Raw genomic sequence first — 16,402 nt, forward strand, 5'->3', positions numbered from 1 at the left:
CGAACCAATCCACGCGTCCCGCGCGGGACCCCTAGGAGATCCGCCCCGATGACGGCCGAGACGCCCCGCCCCGGCAGCCGCAGCCTCCTGATCGCCGGCGGCGGCCTGCCCAGCCTCGCCCTGGCCCTCGCCCTGAAGCAGGCCCACGGGCCGGCGCTGGCCGTGACGGTGATCGACCCGGGCGCCGCCGACCCCGCCCGGCATCGCGGCCGCGCCTACGCCCTCGCGGCGGGCGGGCGGCGCATGCTGGAGCGCCTCGGCCTGTGGGCCCGGGTCGCCGCCGCGGCCGAGCCGATCACCGAGATGGTGATCAGCGACAGCCGCCTCGCCGACCCGGTGCGGCCGGTCTTCCTGACATTCGGCCGCGAGGCGGACGCGGAGCGCGACGACGGCGAGCCCTTCGCCCACATGATCGAGGCCGAGCCGTTCGCCGCGGCCCTCGCGGAGGCCTGCCGGGCGGCGGGGGTCGCGATCGTCGCCGCCGGGGTCGTGCGCGCGGTGCCGGAGGGGGCCGCGATCCGCGCGGCGCTCACCACCGGCGAGACCCTGCGGGGCGACCTGCTGGTGGCCGCCGACGGCGCGCGCTCGCGGCTGCGCGAGGCCGCGCGGATCGGCTGGGTCGGCTGGTCCTACCCGCAGGTCGGGATCGTGGCGACGATCGGCCACGCCCGGCCGCACGAAGGCCGCGCCTTCGAGCACTTCCTGCCCGCTGGCCCGTTCGCGATCCTGCCGCTGCGGGACGGCGGCTCCCTGGGGCACCGCTCCTCAATCGTCTGGACCGAGCGGTCGGACGACGCCGAGGCCCTGCTCTCCGGCGGCCCCGACGAGGTGCTCGCCGAGATCGAGCGCCGGTTCACCCTGGATCTCGGCGCGCTCGCGCTGGAGCACGGCCCCAGCCGTCACCCCCTCGCCTTCGGCATCGCCCGCGCCTTCCGCGCCGAGCGCCTCGCCCTGCTGGGCGACGCGGCGCACGTGATCCACCCGATCGCCGGCCAGGGCCTCAATCTCGGGCTCGCGGACGCCGCGGCGCTGGCCGAATCCGTGACCGGCGCGCTGCGCCTCGGCCTCGATCCCGGCAGCCCCGACGTGCTGCGCGCCTACGAGCGCGCCCGGCGCTTCGACAGCTTCGCCATGGCGGCGGCCACCGACGGGCTGAACCGGCTGTTCTCGAACGACGCCCTGCCGCTGCGCCTCGCCCGCGACCTCGGCCTCGGGATCGTGGACCGGCTGCCGGGGCTCAAGCGCTTCTTCATCGGCGAGGCCGCGGCCGCGCGCGACTCGCGGCCCCGGCTGATGCGAGGCGAGCCGCTCTGAGGTGCCCGCGGGCCGCGCGCGTCAGGCCCGCCCGGGTGCGGGTCCGCCCTCGGGCGCTCCGGGACTGGGCGCGTCCGCGGCCCACCGCCGCCCGAGCGCCCGCGCGGCGCAGATCGCCAGGACGGCGATGACCAGCCCGGCGATCACGTCGACGAAGTAGTGGCCGCCGTCGATCGGCGTGGCGGCGATGAGGAGGACGTTGACGAGGAGGGCCGGGATCTGGGCCGCGCGCAGGTGCCAGAAGGCCCAGATGTAGAGGGCGCCCAGCGCCGCGTGGAAGCTCGGGAACGTGATGATGCCTTCGACGTGGTCGAGGGAGATCGTCCGGAGCGTGCCGTCGCGCAGGCCGGTCAGGTCCGCGACGTGGACGTAGGACGCGGCCGGGTGCAGGTTGGGGAAGTCCGCCGGGGACAGGCCCAGGTACACGAAGTTCGCCAGGGCCGGCGTCAGCGCCGAGATCAGGACCGTCACCGTGCCGGCGAGGGCGAAGGCCAGGACGAAGTCCCGCAGGGCCCGCAGCCGGCCGCTGAAGCCCAGCAGGATGACCGCCAGCATGGTCTGCAGGATCAGGCTCCGGTAGGCCAGCGAGAGCGCCAGCCCGAGCCGCGGATGGCCGTCCACGAAGGCCAGGTAGGCACGCCAGTCCAGGCCGAGCCGCCGGTCCCAGGCGTCGAAGGTCGAATCCCAGAGCGGGCCGCCGGTGCTCGCGACGGTGTACGACAGCGCGGCCGCGCAGGCGCTGAAGGCGATGACCTGCGCCAGCGCGCTGAGCGTCGCGGCGATGCGCGGCTCGGGGCGTCGCGTGCGGTAGACCTGCGCCAGGACCTCGAGCCCGCCGCAGGCCGCGAGGGTGACGAGGGCGCTGTCCCAGGCGAAGTGCAGCCCGGCGACCGCCATCCAGACGATCGTGGCGACCAGCGTGGCGGCGATGAGGGGCCACGCGCCGACGCCGCCGCGCGGGCGCTCAGCGAACATCGGGCCCCCTGGCGTGTGGCGCTGTCATCGAGGGTCTTGCGGCCGGAATGCCGGCGGATCGTCCCGCACAAGTCTTAAGGATCCGCCCCGGACAAGCCCGGCCGCGCGCGACGCCGGCGGCCGGCGAGCCCGTCGACCAAGCCGTCGACCGCGCTGTCGACAACACTGTCGGCGGCCGCGCGGACGGCCCGGATCGGCCCGCGCAGCCCGCGAGCCGCGATCAGGTGCAGGGGCAGGCCGATTGCGGCGAGCAGCACCAGGCCGTCCCACCGGTCCCAGGCGGGCCAGTGCGGCGCCAGGAGGAGGAAGACGCCGCTGACGATGTAGAGTTCGAAGCTCGCCCGCCCCAACACGGCCGCCGCGGCGCGCGACGGGCCGCGCAGCCGGCCGACGATCGCCAGCGCGAACGCCGAGCCCGCCGCGGCCGTCACGGCGAACAGCGCCGGGTCGCCGTACTGCCCGGTCGCGACGTGGACGAAGTTCCGCGGCGCGCAGAGCAGGAGCACGGCGAGGCCGCAGGCGCCGAGCAGCGCCGACACGTCGAACGCCCGTGGCCCGAGCCTCAGGCCCGCGACGTAGAACGGCAGGGCGCCCACGAGCGCGTGGACCTGCCAGTACGGGAACGCCCGCGCGCTGCAGGTCCATGACAGGGCCAGGGCGCCGCCCAGGACGATCCAGTAGCCGCCCGGGAAGGTCGCCGCGCGCGCCGCGGCGTCGATCACCCGTACAAGCCCCAGGGCGACCAGGAACCAGAGCACGCCCAGACCGAAGTCGCGGCCGCACAGCGCGTCGCCCAGCGCGTCCCCGGGCGACAGGGTGCCGGCGAGGGCCTGGGGCACCAGCGCGAGGGTGCCGAACGCCAGCGTCACCGCCACGAGCCGCAGCGCGGAGCGGCAGGCTTCGCCGAGTTTCGCCTCGCCCTTGATCCGGTCGACCATCCCGCAGAGCAGGAAGAAGAACGGCATGTGGAAGGCGTAGATGACCCGCCAGACCGCGAGGGCCGGTCCCGGCTCCGGCCCCGACGGGCCGTAGAAGACGGGCTGCAGCAGGTGGCCGGACAGGACCAGCAGCACGGCGAGGCCGCGCGCGGCGTCGAGCTGCAGGTCGCGGGGTGGGGGCATCGGGTCGGTTCGCGGCGTCGGAGCGCCGATGATGCCGCGCCGAGCCTTAGCAAGCCGTGTCACCGGATCGCGGGATTCAACCTAGATTACGCCTCGTCGGCGCGGCGCGGCGGACGCCGCCGGCGCCCGCGCCTCAGCCGGCGACGAGCGCCCGCGCTCGGCGCAGCCACCGCAGGGACGCCTCGACGAGGGTCGGGCTGCGGTGCTTGAGGATCGCCGATTTCAGGAGCGTCCTCGGCACCTCCCAGAGCTGGACGGACCCGACCGGGAAATGCGCCACGTCGCCCGGCGTCAGGTGGTGGCGGCTGCCGTCGGCGTCGGTGACGAAGACCTCGCCGTCGAGGATGGTGATGATCTCGTCGGCGTGGTGGGTCCAGCGGAACGTGCTGGCCGTGGTGCGCCAGAGGTAGACCTGAGCGCTGCCGTCATGGGTCTGCGAGACCTCCGCGACCTCGGTGACGGGGTCGCCGGAGACGACCCAGTCCGCCGGGATCGGCGCCGGGGCGAAGGCGGCGCCGCCCGACCGGACCGCCGTGCTGGCGACGGGACGGCCCCGCTCGTGCAGCCGGATCTCCGCCGCGAGGCCGACCAGGGCGAGGCCGACGAGGAGGGCGGCGGCGGTGAGCGGCTTCTTCACGTCGGGCTCCCCACCCCGGCGCGGACGGTTCCGTCCGCGCATCCGCCACGATGGGTAGAGGCTCGGACTGCCCCGTTCCAGGCCGCCGCGCCGAACTTCGCGCGTTTAGCTTAACCCGGGCGCGCCGGCCGCTCAGGCGGCGTCCGCCCGGCGCTCCGCGATCCAGCGCGTCGCGTCGGCCCGCGGGGCGACCACGTCGGTGTCGATGCGCAGCTGCGGGCTGTAGGCCGGATCCTCCGCGATGACGTCACCCCAGCGGCGCAGGAAGCGGGCGATCTGCGAGCCCGGCGCGAAGCTGGTCTGCCGCGAGGCGCTCTCGTGGTGCGCCAGCTCGGCGAAGGGCGTGTAGACGATGCGGTAGCCGAGCTGCCGCATCTTCAGGCACAGGTCGACGTCGTTGAAGTCGAGGGCGAAGCCCTCGTCGAAGCCGTTGACCGCCTCGAGCACCGCCTTGCGGGTGGCGAAGAGCGCCCCGGTCACCGCCGAGCAGTCGCGCTGCGTCAGGGCCCAGTCGCCGTAGGTCGGCTCGGCCGCGTCCCGGTTGTACCAGGGGTGGGCGAACACGTCGAAGATGCCGCCGGTCATGCCGGCATGCTGGATCTTGCCGGTGGGGAACAGCAGCCGGCCGCCGGCGCCGCCGACGCCGCGGTCCAGCGCGAAGGTCAGGAGCGCCTCGATCCAGCCGGGGCGGCGCACGACGAGGTCGTCGTTCATCAGGATGACGAGGTCGGTCTCGGCCGCGCGCCAGAGGGTGTTCATCTTGGCCGCGTAGTTGAACCGCTCGCCCGGCGCCCGGGTCGTCAGCAGGCGGGTCACGGTGAAGCGGTCGGAGCGGCCGCGGTAGATCGCGTCGTCGGCCACGTCGTCGCCGATCAGCACGCGGATCCGGTCGGCCGGGTAGGTGCTGCGGCCGAGACTGTCGAGCAGGTTGATCACGTGGGGCTTCGCGCCCTCGACGGCGCGGCCCTGATCGTCCTTCGGGCGGCTCTGGTTGGTCGGCACGACCAGGGTCACGGCCGGCCGCGCGTCGAAGCTCCGGCGGATCTCCAGCGTGTCCGGGGTCAGCCCCGGGGCGGTGCGCAGCGGCATGCCCGAGGCCTCGAACCAGCGGTCGAGGGCGTGGGCGCGCGCCGTGCGCGTCGCCTTCGGGCGCTCCAGCGGCGAGGCGATCAGGGTCTGGGGGATCCGGTCGATGCCGATCCCCGCGGAGATCGCGCCGAGCAGGAATCGGAACCACGCGGCGCTGCCGTGGCGCAGGCCGAAATCGGGGCTCAGGCCGGCCAGGGCCGAGACGCGGATCAGCAGCGGGAAGCCGATAAAGTCGTCGGCCATCAGGAGGGCCGGGTTGAAGGCCGGCTTGCAGTGGACGCTGCGGACCTGGCCGGCGCCGTCCACCACGGCGTCGTCGCCGTAGAAGATGCCGATATCGGGCCGCTCCGCCAGCGCGCGCGTCAGGTGCGCCGCGAGGTCGGGGCGCAGCTCGGAGGCCGCGGGCGCGACGAAGATCGCCCGGCAGGCGGGGAACTGGCCGGAAGCGACCTGGGCGAGCCGGCGCTCGTCGAGGGGACGGAGCTGCCCGTCGAGGGGCAGCGGCAGGATCGCGTCCGGCCACGGGAGCGTGCCCCACGAGGCCGACGGGGCCGGGACCGGCTTCTTCTTCAACACGGGTCGCGTCTCCGGGGATTCAGGACCGTTCGGCGGCCAGGAGGCGGGTCAGGCTCGCCTCCATGGCCCGCGCCACCGCGCCGATGGACAGGCGCTCGCGGATGCGCGCCCGGGCGGCGGCGCCGATCCGGGCCGCGTCGCCGCCGGTCACCGCCCGGGCGGCGTCGTTGAGGGCCCGGGTCAGGTCCGCCTCGTCCACCTGGCCCCACTCGGCGCCGCGCAGGTACGGGCCGTAGGTCTGGTCGAGGGCCGTGACCTCGGCCTTCACGGGGAAGCCGCAGGTGGCGTCGAGGAAGTCGCGGCAGCCGCCGTAATCGGTGGCGACCACGACCTTGCCCATCTCCATCGCTTCGGCGATCGTCAGGCCGAAGCCCTCCGAGGAGTGCGACGACGCGTAGATTGCGCAGAGATCGAACAGCGCGCCGAGCTCGTTCTGGGAGAGCGGCTGGTCGATCACCACGACGTCGCCGGACGTGCCCACGAGGTCGAGGAGCTTCTTGCCCTCCTCGGGCAGGTCGAACACGTGCTTGGTCTTGAGCACGAGCTGCCAGCCGGCCTGCCCGAGACCCGCCGCCCGGAAGGCCCGGATCAGCGCGTGCGGATTCTTGCGGGCGAGGTAGCTGGAGCCGTCAAAGGCGTAGAGGATCACCCGCTTGGACGGGTCGATCGCGAAGGCCTTGCGCAGGTTCGCCTTGGCGGCGGCGCTCACCGGCTCGCCGGCCTCGTTCTCGACCACGTAGGGCACGACGTCGACCGGGATGTCGGTGATCTGCCGGAAGATCGCCGCGCAGAACTCCGTGGGCGCCCAGATCGCGTCGAGGCCGTCGACGGTCGGCAGCCAGCCCCCGGGCACGTGCGAGGTCTCCCAGACGAACAGCCCGATCTTCAGCCGCGCCTCGGCGGCGATCGCCCGCTGCCGGTCGCTCATCAGCGAGTGCCAGCTGTCGCCGTTGAAATGGACCAGCGCGACGTCGGCGGGGCCCGAGAAGGTCCGGGCCTGCCACGCCGGCGCCACCCGGGCGTGGACGTGGAACGGCCGCTCCATCGGGTGGACGTTCAGCGCGAAGGGGGTCCGATGCAGGGCGCGGGCGTAGCTGCGGGCCGCGACGCCGAGGCCGTTGGCGTAGTTCATCGGCGAGACGTAGGCGACGCGCAGCGGCCGCTCCGGCGCCCGGGGCCGGCGCAGGTCGGCCCAGATCTTGGCGCCCGGATACGTGTAGGTCACGTCGAGCCGGTCGAGGTCGAAGCCGCGCTCGGCGATCGCCTCCCGCACCGCCGCCCCGCCGATCGCGGCGTGCTCGCCCAGCAGCGAGCGCTTCACGAACGGGAAGCCCTGGCTGAGCATGTTCTCCCAGTCGAACAGGGTGCGGTTGTTGCGCGGGTCGTTGACCAGCGACATGTGCTTGTTCTGGGCCGAGAACAGGCTGCGCATCCCGAGCCCGGCCGCCCGCATCCGCTGCGAGAAGGTCAGCTCGTACTCGGTGATGACCGCGTTCTTGTCCGGCCAGTTCGCCACCGACAGGAGGAAGTGGCTGAACGCGTACGAGGACAGGCAGCGCCGCTTCAGGGCCAGGAAGAAGCTCTGGAGGTGGTGGCTGTAGTAGAAATTGTCGGCGAGGCCGATTACCGCCTCCGGGAAGGCGTCGATCTTCGCGAGCAGGCCGGCGAAGTCGTCGCGGTCGAGGGGGCCGACGAGGCTGTCGTTGGCGAGGTAGAGCGTCTCGGAATCGAGGAGGTCGGTGTCCTCCAGGAGGACATGCGCCCAGGCGGCGAAGTCGAAGCCGCTGTTCTCGCGCAGGTAGACCGAGGCGCAGAGATCCAGGATCGCCTGCGGCACGGCGTTCTTGTGCTGGTCGGCGGCGATGATCAGGACGAGGTCGGTCCCGTTCTCCGCGAAGGCCTTGAGGTAGGGCTCGACGTGGCCGCGGATCCGCCCCTCGGGGCAGTGTGTGATGAACAGGGCCGTGCGGCCGTGCCGCCGGGGCTCGCGCTTCAGGCAGGAGAGGCGCGCGTCGGAGGCTTCCGGCACCGCGGCCCCGGGGACGCGGCGGGTCAGGCGGCCCGCCTCCAGGCCGGTGGTGACGTAGTCGATCAGCGGGTTGAGGCCCAGCGCCGCGACCTTCGGGTAGCGGGCGCGGTACCAGGGCGCGTCGAAGCGCGGCGACGGGCTCGTCGTGCGCCCGCCATCGGCGAGGAAATGCGCCAGCGGGTTCTGCCCGGCCGCGTCGTCTTCAAGGTAGGTCTCGGTGTACCAGCGCGTGGCGAACCAGGGCCCCGGGTCGAGGCCCTCGGCGGCGCCGTGCTCCAGGTAATGGACCAGCGGGTTGAGGCTGTCGGCCCGCACCGCGGCGGACTGGGCCGCGTACCAGTCGGGATCGAACAGCGGGTGGGGCGCGTAGCGGCGGTAGCCGCCGGCCATCACGTAGTGCTCCAGGGGCTCGAGCCCGCTGGTCTCGGCCTCGGGGCAGCGCTCGCGGTAGAACGCGGCGTCGAAGAGCCCCGACCGCCGGATCAGGTCGACGTGCCGCGACAGGCCGGCGAACTCCTCCGGGTTGCGCAGGTAGCCCTGCTTCCGGCCGGTCTCGAAGAAGTGGCTCAGCGCGTTGCCGCCGGCCGCGCGGGCATCCGGGTAGCGGGACAAGTACCAGGCGGTGTCGAACTGAGGCGACGGGTCGGTGTCGCCCCGCGACAGGAAGTCGGAGAACGCCCAGGCGCGGTGCTCCGCGCCGCCGAGGTAGCGCGTCGCGTACCAGTCCGGGTCGAACAGCGGGTTGGGGCGGATGCCCGCCGCGGCGCCGCGGTCGAGGTAGTGGAGCAGCGGGTTGGTGCCCTCGGCCCGGAGGCCCGGGACGGAGTCGAGGTAGAGGTCGCCGTGGAAGAGCGGGTGCGGCCAGCGCCCCTCGCGCCCGCCGTGGACCGCGTAGTGCACCGCCGGATCGATCCCCTCGCCGACCACGTCGGGGTAGCGCCTCGCGTACCAGGCCGGGTCGAACAGGCCGGATTCCTTGACCGCGCGGACGAGGTCCGCCTGGCGGGGTTCGGTGCGGCGGCGGCCCTTGAGGCGCCGGGTCAGCGGGCGCGCGAGGGACTGCGCCGCGCCTGCGAGGCCGGCCTTCTCCGACGATCCGACGACGAACACATCTCGAAGGCGCATGGTCAGGTCCGGATACGCGGGAAGCCCGCAAAGCTGCCCACGCCGCGATCCGCGAGAGACATCAGAGGGTTCGGCCGGTCCGGCGGTCGCGGGTGAGGATCGCCCCGGCTTGGGCGCCTTCCTAAAGGTCCGGGTCGCCCACGCCAAGAGCGGGGCGGGATCGGCGTCCGACCCATCGCGGGCGGCTCCGGTCTCGGCGAGGGCGCCGGACGCCGCCAACGCGGCCGCGAACGGGCGTGCGGCGATCCCGACCTTGCCAGCCCGGCACCTGAAGCCCCACACTTGCGGGATTGGCCGGCGGGTCCCGCGGGGCCCGGGCAGGAGATGGATATCGGCATGACGCAGGGGATCAGCCCGGCCACCACCCTGGACGACGGCATCGTGGCGACGGCGGAGAGCTGCCTCGCCGATGTCGGCGCGGCGCGGGAGGCGATCCACGGGGTGATCTTCGGCCAGGAGAAAGTGGTCGATCTCGCACTCGTGACCATCCTGGCCGGCGGCCACGGCCTGCTGGTCGGCCTGCCGGGCCTCGCCAAGACCAAGCTGGTCGAGACGCTGGGCACGGTGCTGGGCCTCGACGCGCGGCGCGTGCAGTTCACGCCAGACCTGATGCCCTCCGACATCCTCGGCACCGAGATCCTAGAGGAGGACGCCGAGCGCCGCCGGGCCTTCCGGTTCGTGCAGGGGCCGGTCTTCACCCAGCTCCTGATGGCCGACGAGATCAACCGGGCGAGCCCGCGCACGCAGTCGGCGCTGCTGCAGGCCATGCAGGAGGGCCACGTCTCGGTGGCGGGCGCCCGCCACGACCTTCCGCGGCCGTTCCACGTGCTGGCGACCCAGAATCCGATCGAGCAGGAGGGCACCTATCCCCTGCCCGAGGCGCAGCTCGACCGTTTCCTCCTGGAGATCGACGTCGGCTACCCCGACCGCGCCGCCGAGCGGCGGATCCTGATCGAGACCACCGGCGTGGACGAGGCGCGCCCGCGGGCCGTGATGTCCACCGAGCAGCTGCTCACCGCCCAGCGCCTCGTGCGCCGGCTGCCGGTGGGCGAGGCCGTGGTCGAGGCGATCCTCGACCTCGTCCGCGCCGCCCGGCCGGACAGCGGCGACGCCATCGTGAAGGACAAGCTCCTCTGGGGTCCCGGCCCCCGCGCCAGCCAGGCGCTGACGCTCGCCGCCCGCGCCCGGGCGCTGATCGAGGGCCGGGTCGCGCCGTCGGTGGCCGACGTGAAGGCGCTCGCCGAGCCGGTGCTCAAGCACCGGATGGCGCTGAGCTACACTGCCCGCGCCGACGGCGAGACCATCGAGGGCCTGATCGCCAAGCTCGCGGAGAAGCTCTGACTTTGGTCGCGACGAACGCCCTCGACGCCGGCAGGCGCACCCCCGGCCGGCGCGAGAGCGAGGGCGCGACCGCCCTCTCCGACAAGATGCCCCGCCTCGTCCTGGAGGCGCGCCGCGTGTCGAGCCTGCTGGCCCACGGCCTCCACGGCCGCCGCCGCGCCGGGCCGGGCGAGAGCTTCTGGCAGTTCCGCCCCTTCGTCACCGGCGAGGCCGCGGCCCGCGTCGACTGGCGCCGCTCGGCCCGCGACGACCGGCTCTACGTGCGCGAGCGCGAATGGGAGGCGGCCCACAACATCTGGCTGTGGATCGACCGCTCGGCCTCGATGGGCTTCGTTTCGGACCTCGCCTCGGCCCCGAAGATCGAGCGCGCGCTGATCCTAGGCCTCGCCCTGGCCGACGCCTTCGTGGAGGGCGGCGAGCGGGTGGGCCTGCTCGGCCTGACCCGCGCGAGCGCCTCCCGCGGGATCGTCGAGCGCCTGGCCCAGGCGCTCGTGGCCGACACGGCCGGCCTCACCCAGGACCTGCCGCCCCGGGCCAGCCCCGCCCGCTTCGACGAGGTGGTGCTGATCGGCGACTTCCTGACCGAGCCCGACCGGATCGCGGCCTCCATTCAGAGCCTCGCCGGCCGCGGCAGCCGCGGCCATCTCCTCATGGTGGCGGACCCGATCGAGGAGACCTTCCCGTTCACCGGCCAGGCCGTCCTGCACGATCTCGAGGGCGGCCTCAGCCTCGACATCGGCGACGCCGACGCCTGGGGCGCGCGCTACCGGGCCCGGATCGCCGAGCACCGGGCCGCCCTCGCGTCCATCGCCCGCGGCCAGGGCTGGACGCTGACGATCCACCGCACGGACCGGCCGGCGAGCGAGGCGGCCCTGCGGCTCGCCACGCTCATCGCCGCCCGCGGCACCGAGTGAGGCCGCCATGCTGGGTCTGACCTTCGCGGCGCCGCTGGCGCTCGCCGCCCTGATCGGCCTGCCGGCCCTGTGGTTCCTGCTGCGGGTGACCCCGCCGCGCCCGCGCCGGATCAACTTCCCGCCGCTGAAGCTCGTCGCCGACCTGATCCCGCAGCGGCAGACCCCGGCGCGCACGCCGCCCTGGCTGCTGATCCTCCGGCTCCTGATCGCCGCCGCCCTGATCCTCGCGGTGGCCGGCCCGGTCTGGAACGCCGGTGGCGTGGGGGCCGGGGGCGGCCGCAGCGCGCTCCTCGTGCTCCTCGACAACGGCTTCCCGGCCGCCCACGACTGGCGCGACCGCCTGCGCGTCGCCACCGACGCGGTGGAGGGCGCCGCCCGCGACGGACGGCCCGTCGCAGTGATCGGCCTCGCCGACGCCCCCGCGGCCTTCGAGGCGAAGACGCCGGCCGCCGCCCTGGAGCGGCTGCGCGCGCTCGCGCCGCGGCCGATCCTCCCCGCCCGCGACGCGCATCTCCCGACGATCGAGACCTTCCTCGACAAGAACCGGGGCGCCGGCCTCGTCTGGATCAGCGACGGCGTCGCCGGCGCGAGCGACACGCGCTTCGCCAAGGGGCTGGCCGACCTCGCGGGCGACAGGGGCGCGGCCCTCACGGTGCTGCGGGCCGACAGGCCGCCGGCCCTCGCCCTGACCGCCACCGAGAACGCCGGCAAGCTCGTGACCCACGCCCTGCGGGCGGCGCCGAACGGGCGCGACGCGGGCGTGATCCGGGCGCTCGACCAGAAGGGCCTGCCGCTCGCCGAGCGCGACTTCGCCTTCGCGGCCGACGCCACCGAGGCGGACGCGACCTTCGAGATGCCGGTGGAGCTGCGCAACAGCATCAGCCGGCTGGAGATCGCGGGCGAGCGCTCGGCCGGCGCCGTGGTGCTGCAGGACGAGCGCGGCAAGCGCCGCCGGGTCGGACTCGTGTTCGGCGGCACCCTCGACCAGGCGCAGCCGCTCCTGGCGCCGACCTACTACCTGTCGCGGGCGCTCCAGCCCTTCGCGGACGTGCAGGAGCCGCGGGGCGCCAAGGGCACGGCGGACTCGATCAACCAGCTTCTCGACAATCAGGTCTCGGTCCTCGTGCTGGCCGATGTCGGCGCGCTCGACGAGAAGACCACCGCGCGGATCGAGAGCTTCGTGAAGGACGGCGGGATGCTGCTGCGCTTCGCCGGCCCGCGGCTCGCCGCCGGCAACGATCCGCTGGTGCCGGTGCGGCTGCGCCGGGGCGGCCGGACGCTCGGCGGCACGCTCTCCTGGGACAGCCCCAAGACCCTGGCACCGTTCCCGCCCGAGAGCCCGTTCGCGGGCCTGACGCCGCCGGCCGATATCGGCGTGCGCCGCCAGATCCTCGCCGAGCCGGACGGCGACCTGCCGAACCGGACCTGGGCGTCGCTCCAGGACGGCACGCCGATCGTCACCGCGCAGAAGCGCGGCCAGGGCACGATCGTCCTGTTCCACGTGACCGCCGACACGACGTGGTCGAACCTCCCGCTGTCCGGCCTGTTCATCGACATGCTCCGGCGCGTCGTGGCGCTGGCCGGCGCTTCCGCGCCGGTCCAGGGCGATGCCACCCGGGCCGCCCCCCCGGTGCTCGCGCCGCGGGTGACTCTGGACGGGTTCGGCGCGCTGGGCTCGCCGCCGGCCTCGGCCACAGCGGTGTCGGCCGACTACGCCGACCGGGCGAACCTCGAACATCCGCCGGGCTTCTACGGCCCGCCGGACGGAGGCATCAGCGTGAACGCCCTGAAACCGGATGACCGGCTGAAGCCCCTCGACACCGCCGCGCTCGAGGGCGCCCGGTTCGGATCCCTCGCCGGCGCCGAGACCCTGGACCTGCGGCCGAGCCTGTTCACCCTGGCGCTGCTGCTGCTGGCGCTCGACACCCTGGCGGGGCTGTGGCTCGGCGGCTTCCTGCGCCGCGGCGGTCTGGCGGCCCGCCTGCGCGGCCGTCCGGCCGTGCTGGCCCTCGCCGGCCTCGTCCTGCTCGCCGCCCTGCCGGCGCGCCCGGTCCGCGCGGAGGAGCCGCCGGCCAACCGGCCGAACGGCATCGAATCGGCGCTGGTCACGCGCCTCGCCTACGTGATCACGGGCGACGCCGCCGTCGACGAGGCGAGCCGCACCGGCCTCACCGGCCTGACCCAGATGCTGGCCGCGCGCACCGCGCTGGAGCCGGGCGAGCCGGCCGGGATCGACCCGGCGAAGGACGAGCTGGCCTTCTACCCGCTGATCTACTGGCCGATCGCCCCGAACCGGCCGCAGCCCTCGGACGTCGCGATCCGCAAGATCGACGCGTTCATGCGCAACGGCGGCACGGTCCTGTTCGACACCCGCGACGCGCTCACCGCCCGGCCGGGCGGGCCGCCCACCCCGGAAGGAGCCTATCTCCGGAAGATGCTGGCGACGCTCGAGGTGCCGGAACTGGAGCCGGTGCCCCTCGACCACGTGCTGACCAAGGCCTTCTACCTCGTGGACAGCTTCCCCGGCCGCTACGCCACGGGCCAGACCTGGGTGGAGGCGCTGCCGCCCGCCGCCGAGGGCGCCGAGCGCCGCCCGGCCCGCGCCGGCGACGGCGTGAGCCCGATCATCATCACCGGCAACGACCTCGCCGCCGCCTGGGCGGTGGGGCGCCGGGGCGAGCCGCTCTACCCGGTCGTGGGCGGCGACCAGCGCCAGCGCGAGATGGCATTCCGCGGCGGCGTGAACATCGTGATGTACACGCTCACCGGCAACTACAAGGCGGACCAGGTCCACGTGCCCGCGCTGCTGGAGCGGCTGGGGCAGTGATGGGTTCGGACACACGGCGCGCGGCCGCCTTCCCTCCCTCCTCTGCATGCCTGCAGATTCGAAGCGCGCGCGCGGCGCCGCGTCGGCAGGACGGGGCGCGGGTCCCCTCTTCCGTGCGGGAGAGGGACACGGTGAGGGGCCAGATCTCCCCGGACGCGGCGCTCCCTGCCGGCACATCGACGGCGTGCTCGAGCCTGTACCTTCCCGACCCTCACCCCAGCCCTCTCCCGCGCGGGAGAAGGAGCCCGTCGCGCCTGCCCGCGCCGCCGCGTGAGCGTGGCGGTTCATGGAATGAGGCGCGGCGCCGCCTCACGGATCCGGAGCGCTCCGCCCCATGCTGAGCCTCAGCTTCACCCCGCTCCTGCCCTGGCCGGCCATCGCCGTCCTCGGAGCGATCGTCGCCGTCCTGGCGGTGTTCGCCGTCCTGGCCCGGGGCCGCACCGCGCTGCTGCGCGTCCTCGTCCTCGCCCTGGTCCTGGCGGCGCTCACCAACCCCGCGCTGGTGCGCGAGGACCGGGAGCCCGTGAAGGACGTGGCCGCCATCGTGGTCGACCGGTCCGGGTCCCAGCAGCTCGGCGACCGGCCGCAGATGACCGACGCGGTCCGCGCCGAGCTGCAGCGCCGGTTCGGCGCGCTCACCGACATCGAGCCGCGCTTCATCGACGTGCCGGATTCCAAGGACGGCGACGACGGCACCAAGCTGTTCACGGCCCTGAGTCAGGCGCTCGCCGACGTGCCGCCGGAACGCCTCGCCGGGATCGTGATGCTCACCGACGGCGTGGTGCACGACGTCCCCGCCTCCCTGGCCCAGCTCGGCATCAAGGCGCCGCTCCACGTCCTCGTCACCGGTCACCCGGACGAGCGCGACCGGCAGATCAAGCTCCTGGAGGCGCCGCGCTTCGGCATCGTCGGCAAGGACCTGACGATCCGCGCCGAGGTCATGGAGCGCGGCGGGACCGGCCACGCCGTCGTCACGGTGCGCCGCGACGGCGAGGAGATCGGCCGGCGGGACGTCGCCACCGACAAGCCGTTCGCTCTGAACCTGCGCATCGAGCACGGCGGCCCGAACGTGGTGGAGATCGAGGTCGAGCCGCTGCCGGGCGAGCTCACCACGGTCAACAACCGGGCGGTCCTGCCGATCGAGGGCATCCGCGAGAAGCTCCGGGTGCTGCTCGTCTCCGGCGAGCCGCACCAGGGCGAGCGCACGTGGCGCAACCTCCTGAAGTCGGACGCCAACGTCGACCTCGTCCACTTCACCATCCTGCGGCCGCCGGAGAAGCAGGACGGCACGCCGATCTCGGAACTCTCCCTGATCGCCTTCCCGACGCGCGAGCTGTTCGTCCAGAAGATCAAGGACTTCGACCTGATCATCTTCGACCGCTACGCCAACCAGAGCGTGCTGCCGCAGGCCTATTTCGACAACATCGTCCGCTACGTCCGCGAGGGCGGCGCCCTGCTGATCGCCGCCGGCCCCGAATTCGCCGGACCGGCCAGCCTCGCCCGCACGCGGCTCGCCGGCATCCTGCCCGGCGACCCCGACGGCCGGGTCGTCGAGAAGCCCTACAAGGCGACGCCGACGCAGGTCGGCCAGCGCCACCCGGTGACCCGCGCCCTGCCGGGCTCGGACGCGAACCCGCCCGCCTGGGGCGACTGGCTGCGCATCGTCGAGGCCCAGACCCGGCCGGGGATCCAGCCGATCCTGTCGGGGGCCGAGGGCCTGCCGCTGCTCGCGCTGTCGCGCGAGGACAAGGGCCGCGTCGCCCTGCTCCTGTCCGACCACGCCTGGCTCTGGGCGCGGGGCTACCAGGAGGGCGGCCCCTATCTCGACCTGCTGCGCCGCCTCGGCCACTGGCTGATGAAGGAGCCGGCCCTGGAGGAGGAGGCGCTGCGCGCCCAGACCACCGGGCGCGGCCGCGAGGTGCGGGTCGAGCGCCAGACGATGGCGGACCAGGCCGAGCCGGTCACAGTGACGGGCCCCACCGGCAAGGTGACGACGCTGACGCTCAAGCCCCAGGAGCCCGGCCTGTTCACCGCGACCTTCGACGCGGAGACCCTGGGCCTGCACACCCTGCGGTCGGGCAACCTCGTGGCCTTCGTCAGCGTCGGGCCGGCCAACCCGCGCGAGCTCGCCGACGTGTTCAGCGACACTGAGCGCCTGAAGGCCGCGGCCGACGGGTCGGGCGGCTCGGTCCGCCGGGTCGCCGAGTCGGGCGGCATCCAGGTGCCGCGCCTCGCGCTGGTGCGCGGCGGCCGCCTCGCCGGCAGCGACTGGATCGGCTTCCGGCCGAGCGACAGCGCCAACATCCGCGGCGTCGAGGTCTACCCGCTGGCGCTCGGCCTCGCGGCGCTGGCCACGCTGGCGGCCGCCCTTCTCGCCATGTGGCTGGTCGAGGGCCGGCGGGGGCGGGCGGCGTGACGCGGACTTGCGGCTGGGCGCGCCTTCGGCCCCGCGCG

10 protein-coding genes are annotated in these 16,402 nt (G+C 74.2%); 5 read left to right on the forward strand and 5 right to left on the reverse strand.

All coding sequences use genetic code 11. The features are described 5' to 3' along the window. Window positions 1–48: 48 nt before the first annotated feature. Complete coding sequence (locus tag H288_RS0110890; RefSeq protein ID WP_020092618.1) at window positions 49–1,314, forward strand: FAD-dependent monooxygenase; 1,266 nt, start codon at window positions 49–51, stop codon at window positions 1,312–1,314. A 21-nt stretch (window positions 1,315–1,335) separates the two neighbouring features. Here H288_RS0110890 and H288_RS0110895 read toward each other — a convergent pair whose 3' ends face one another. The 5 genes from H288_RS0110895 to H288_RS0110915 form a co-directional block, all read right to left on the reverse strand. Further along, on the reverse strand, window positions 1,336–2,289 hold the full coding sequence (locus tag H288_RS0110895) for a phosphatase PAP2 family protein (protein WP_020092619.1): 954 nt from the start codon (window positions 2,287–2,289) through the stop codon (window positions 1,336–1,338). Between the two features lie 74 nt (window positions 2,290–2,363). Beyond that, window positions 2,364–3,410, reverse strand: a complete 1,047-nt coding sequence (locus H288_RS0110900) for an acyltransferase (RefSeq protein ID WP_020092620.1) — start codon at window positions 3,408–3,410, stop codon at window positions 2,364–2,366. Window positions 3,411–3,543: 133 nt separating this feature from the next. Then, window positions 3,544–4,047, reverse strand: coding sequence for a cupin domain-containing protein (locus H288_RS0110905; protein ID WP_020092621.1), 504 nt, complete (start codon window positions 4,045–4,047; stop codon window positions 3,544–3,546). 132 nt (window positions 4,048–4,179) lie between these two features. Then, on the reverse strand, window positions 4,180–5,712 hold the full coding sequence (locus H288_RS0110910) for a glycosyltransferase (protein WP_026604844.1): 1,533 nt from the start codon (window positions 5,710–5,712) through the stop codon (window positions 4,180–4,182). Between the two features lie 19 nt (window positions 5,713–5,731). Next, on the reverse strand, window positions 5,732–8,866 hold the full coding sequence (locus tag H288_RS0110915) for a rhamnan synthesis F family protein (protein WP_026604845.1): 3,135 nt from the start codon (window positions 8,864–8,866) through the stop codon (window positions 5,732–5,734). A 336-nt stretch (window positions 8,867–9,202) separates the two neighbouring features. Between H288_RS0110915 and H288_RS0110920 the strand changes: the two genes are divergently transcribed. From H288_RS0110920 to H288_RS0110935, 4 genes are all read left to right on the forward strand, one after another. Further along, window positions 9,203–10,207, forward strand: a complete 1,005-nt coding sequence (locus tag H288_RS0110920; RefSeq protein WP_026604846.1) for a MoxR family ATPase — start codon at window positions 9,203–9,205, stop codon at window positions 10,205–10,207. A 2-nt stretch (window positions 10,208–10,209) separates the two neighbouring features. After that, window positions 10,210–11,121: a DUF58 domain-containing protein gene (locus H288_RS0110925; protein ID WP_020092625.1), complete on the forward strand. Its 912-nt coding sequence runs from the start codon at window positions 10,210–10,212 to the stop codon at window positions 11,119–11,121. A gap of 7 nt (window positions 11,122–11,128) precedes the next feature. Then, a complete protein-coding gene (locus H288_RS0110930) occupies window positions 11,129–13,948 on the forward strand; it encodes a DUF4159 domain-containing protein (RefSeq protein WP_020092626.1) in 2,820 nt (939 codons plus the stop codon). A gap of 334 nt (window positions 13,949–14,282) precedes the next feature. After that, on the forward strand, window positions 14,283–16,364 hold the full coding sequence (locus H288_RS0110935; protein WP_020092627.1) for a membrane protein: 2,082 nt from the start codon (window positions 14,283–14,285) through the stop codon (window positions 16,362–16,364). Window positions 16,365–16,402 lie beyond the last annotated feature (38 nt).

It is taken from the genome of Methylobacterium sp. 285MFTsu5.1 (assembly GCF_000383455.1).
Lineage (GTDB): Bacteria > Pseudomonadota > Alphaproteobacteria > Rhizobiales > Beijerinckiaceae > Methylobacterium.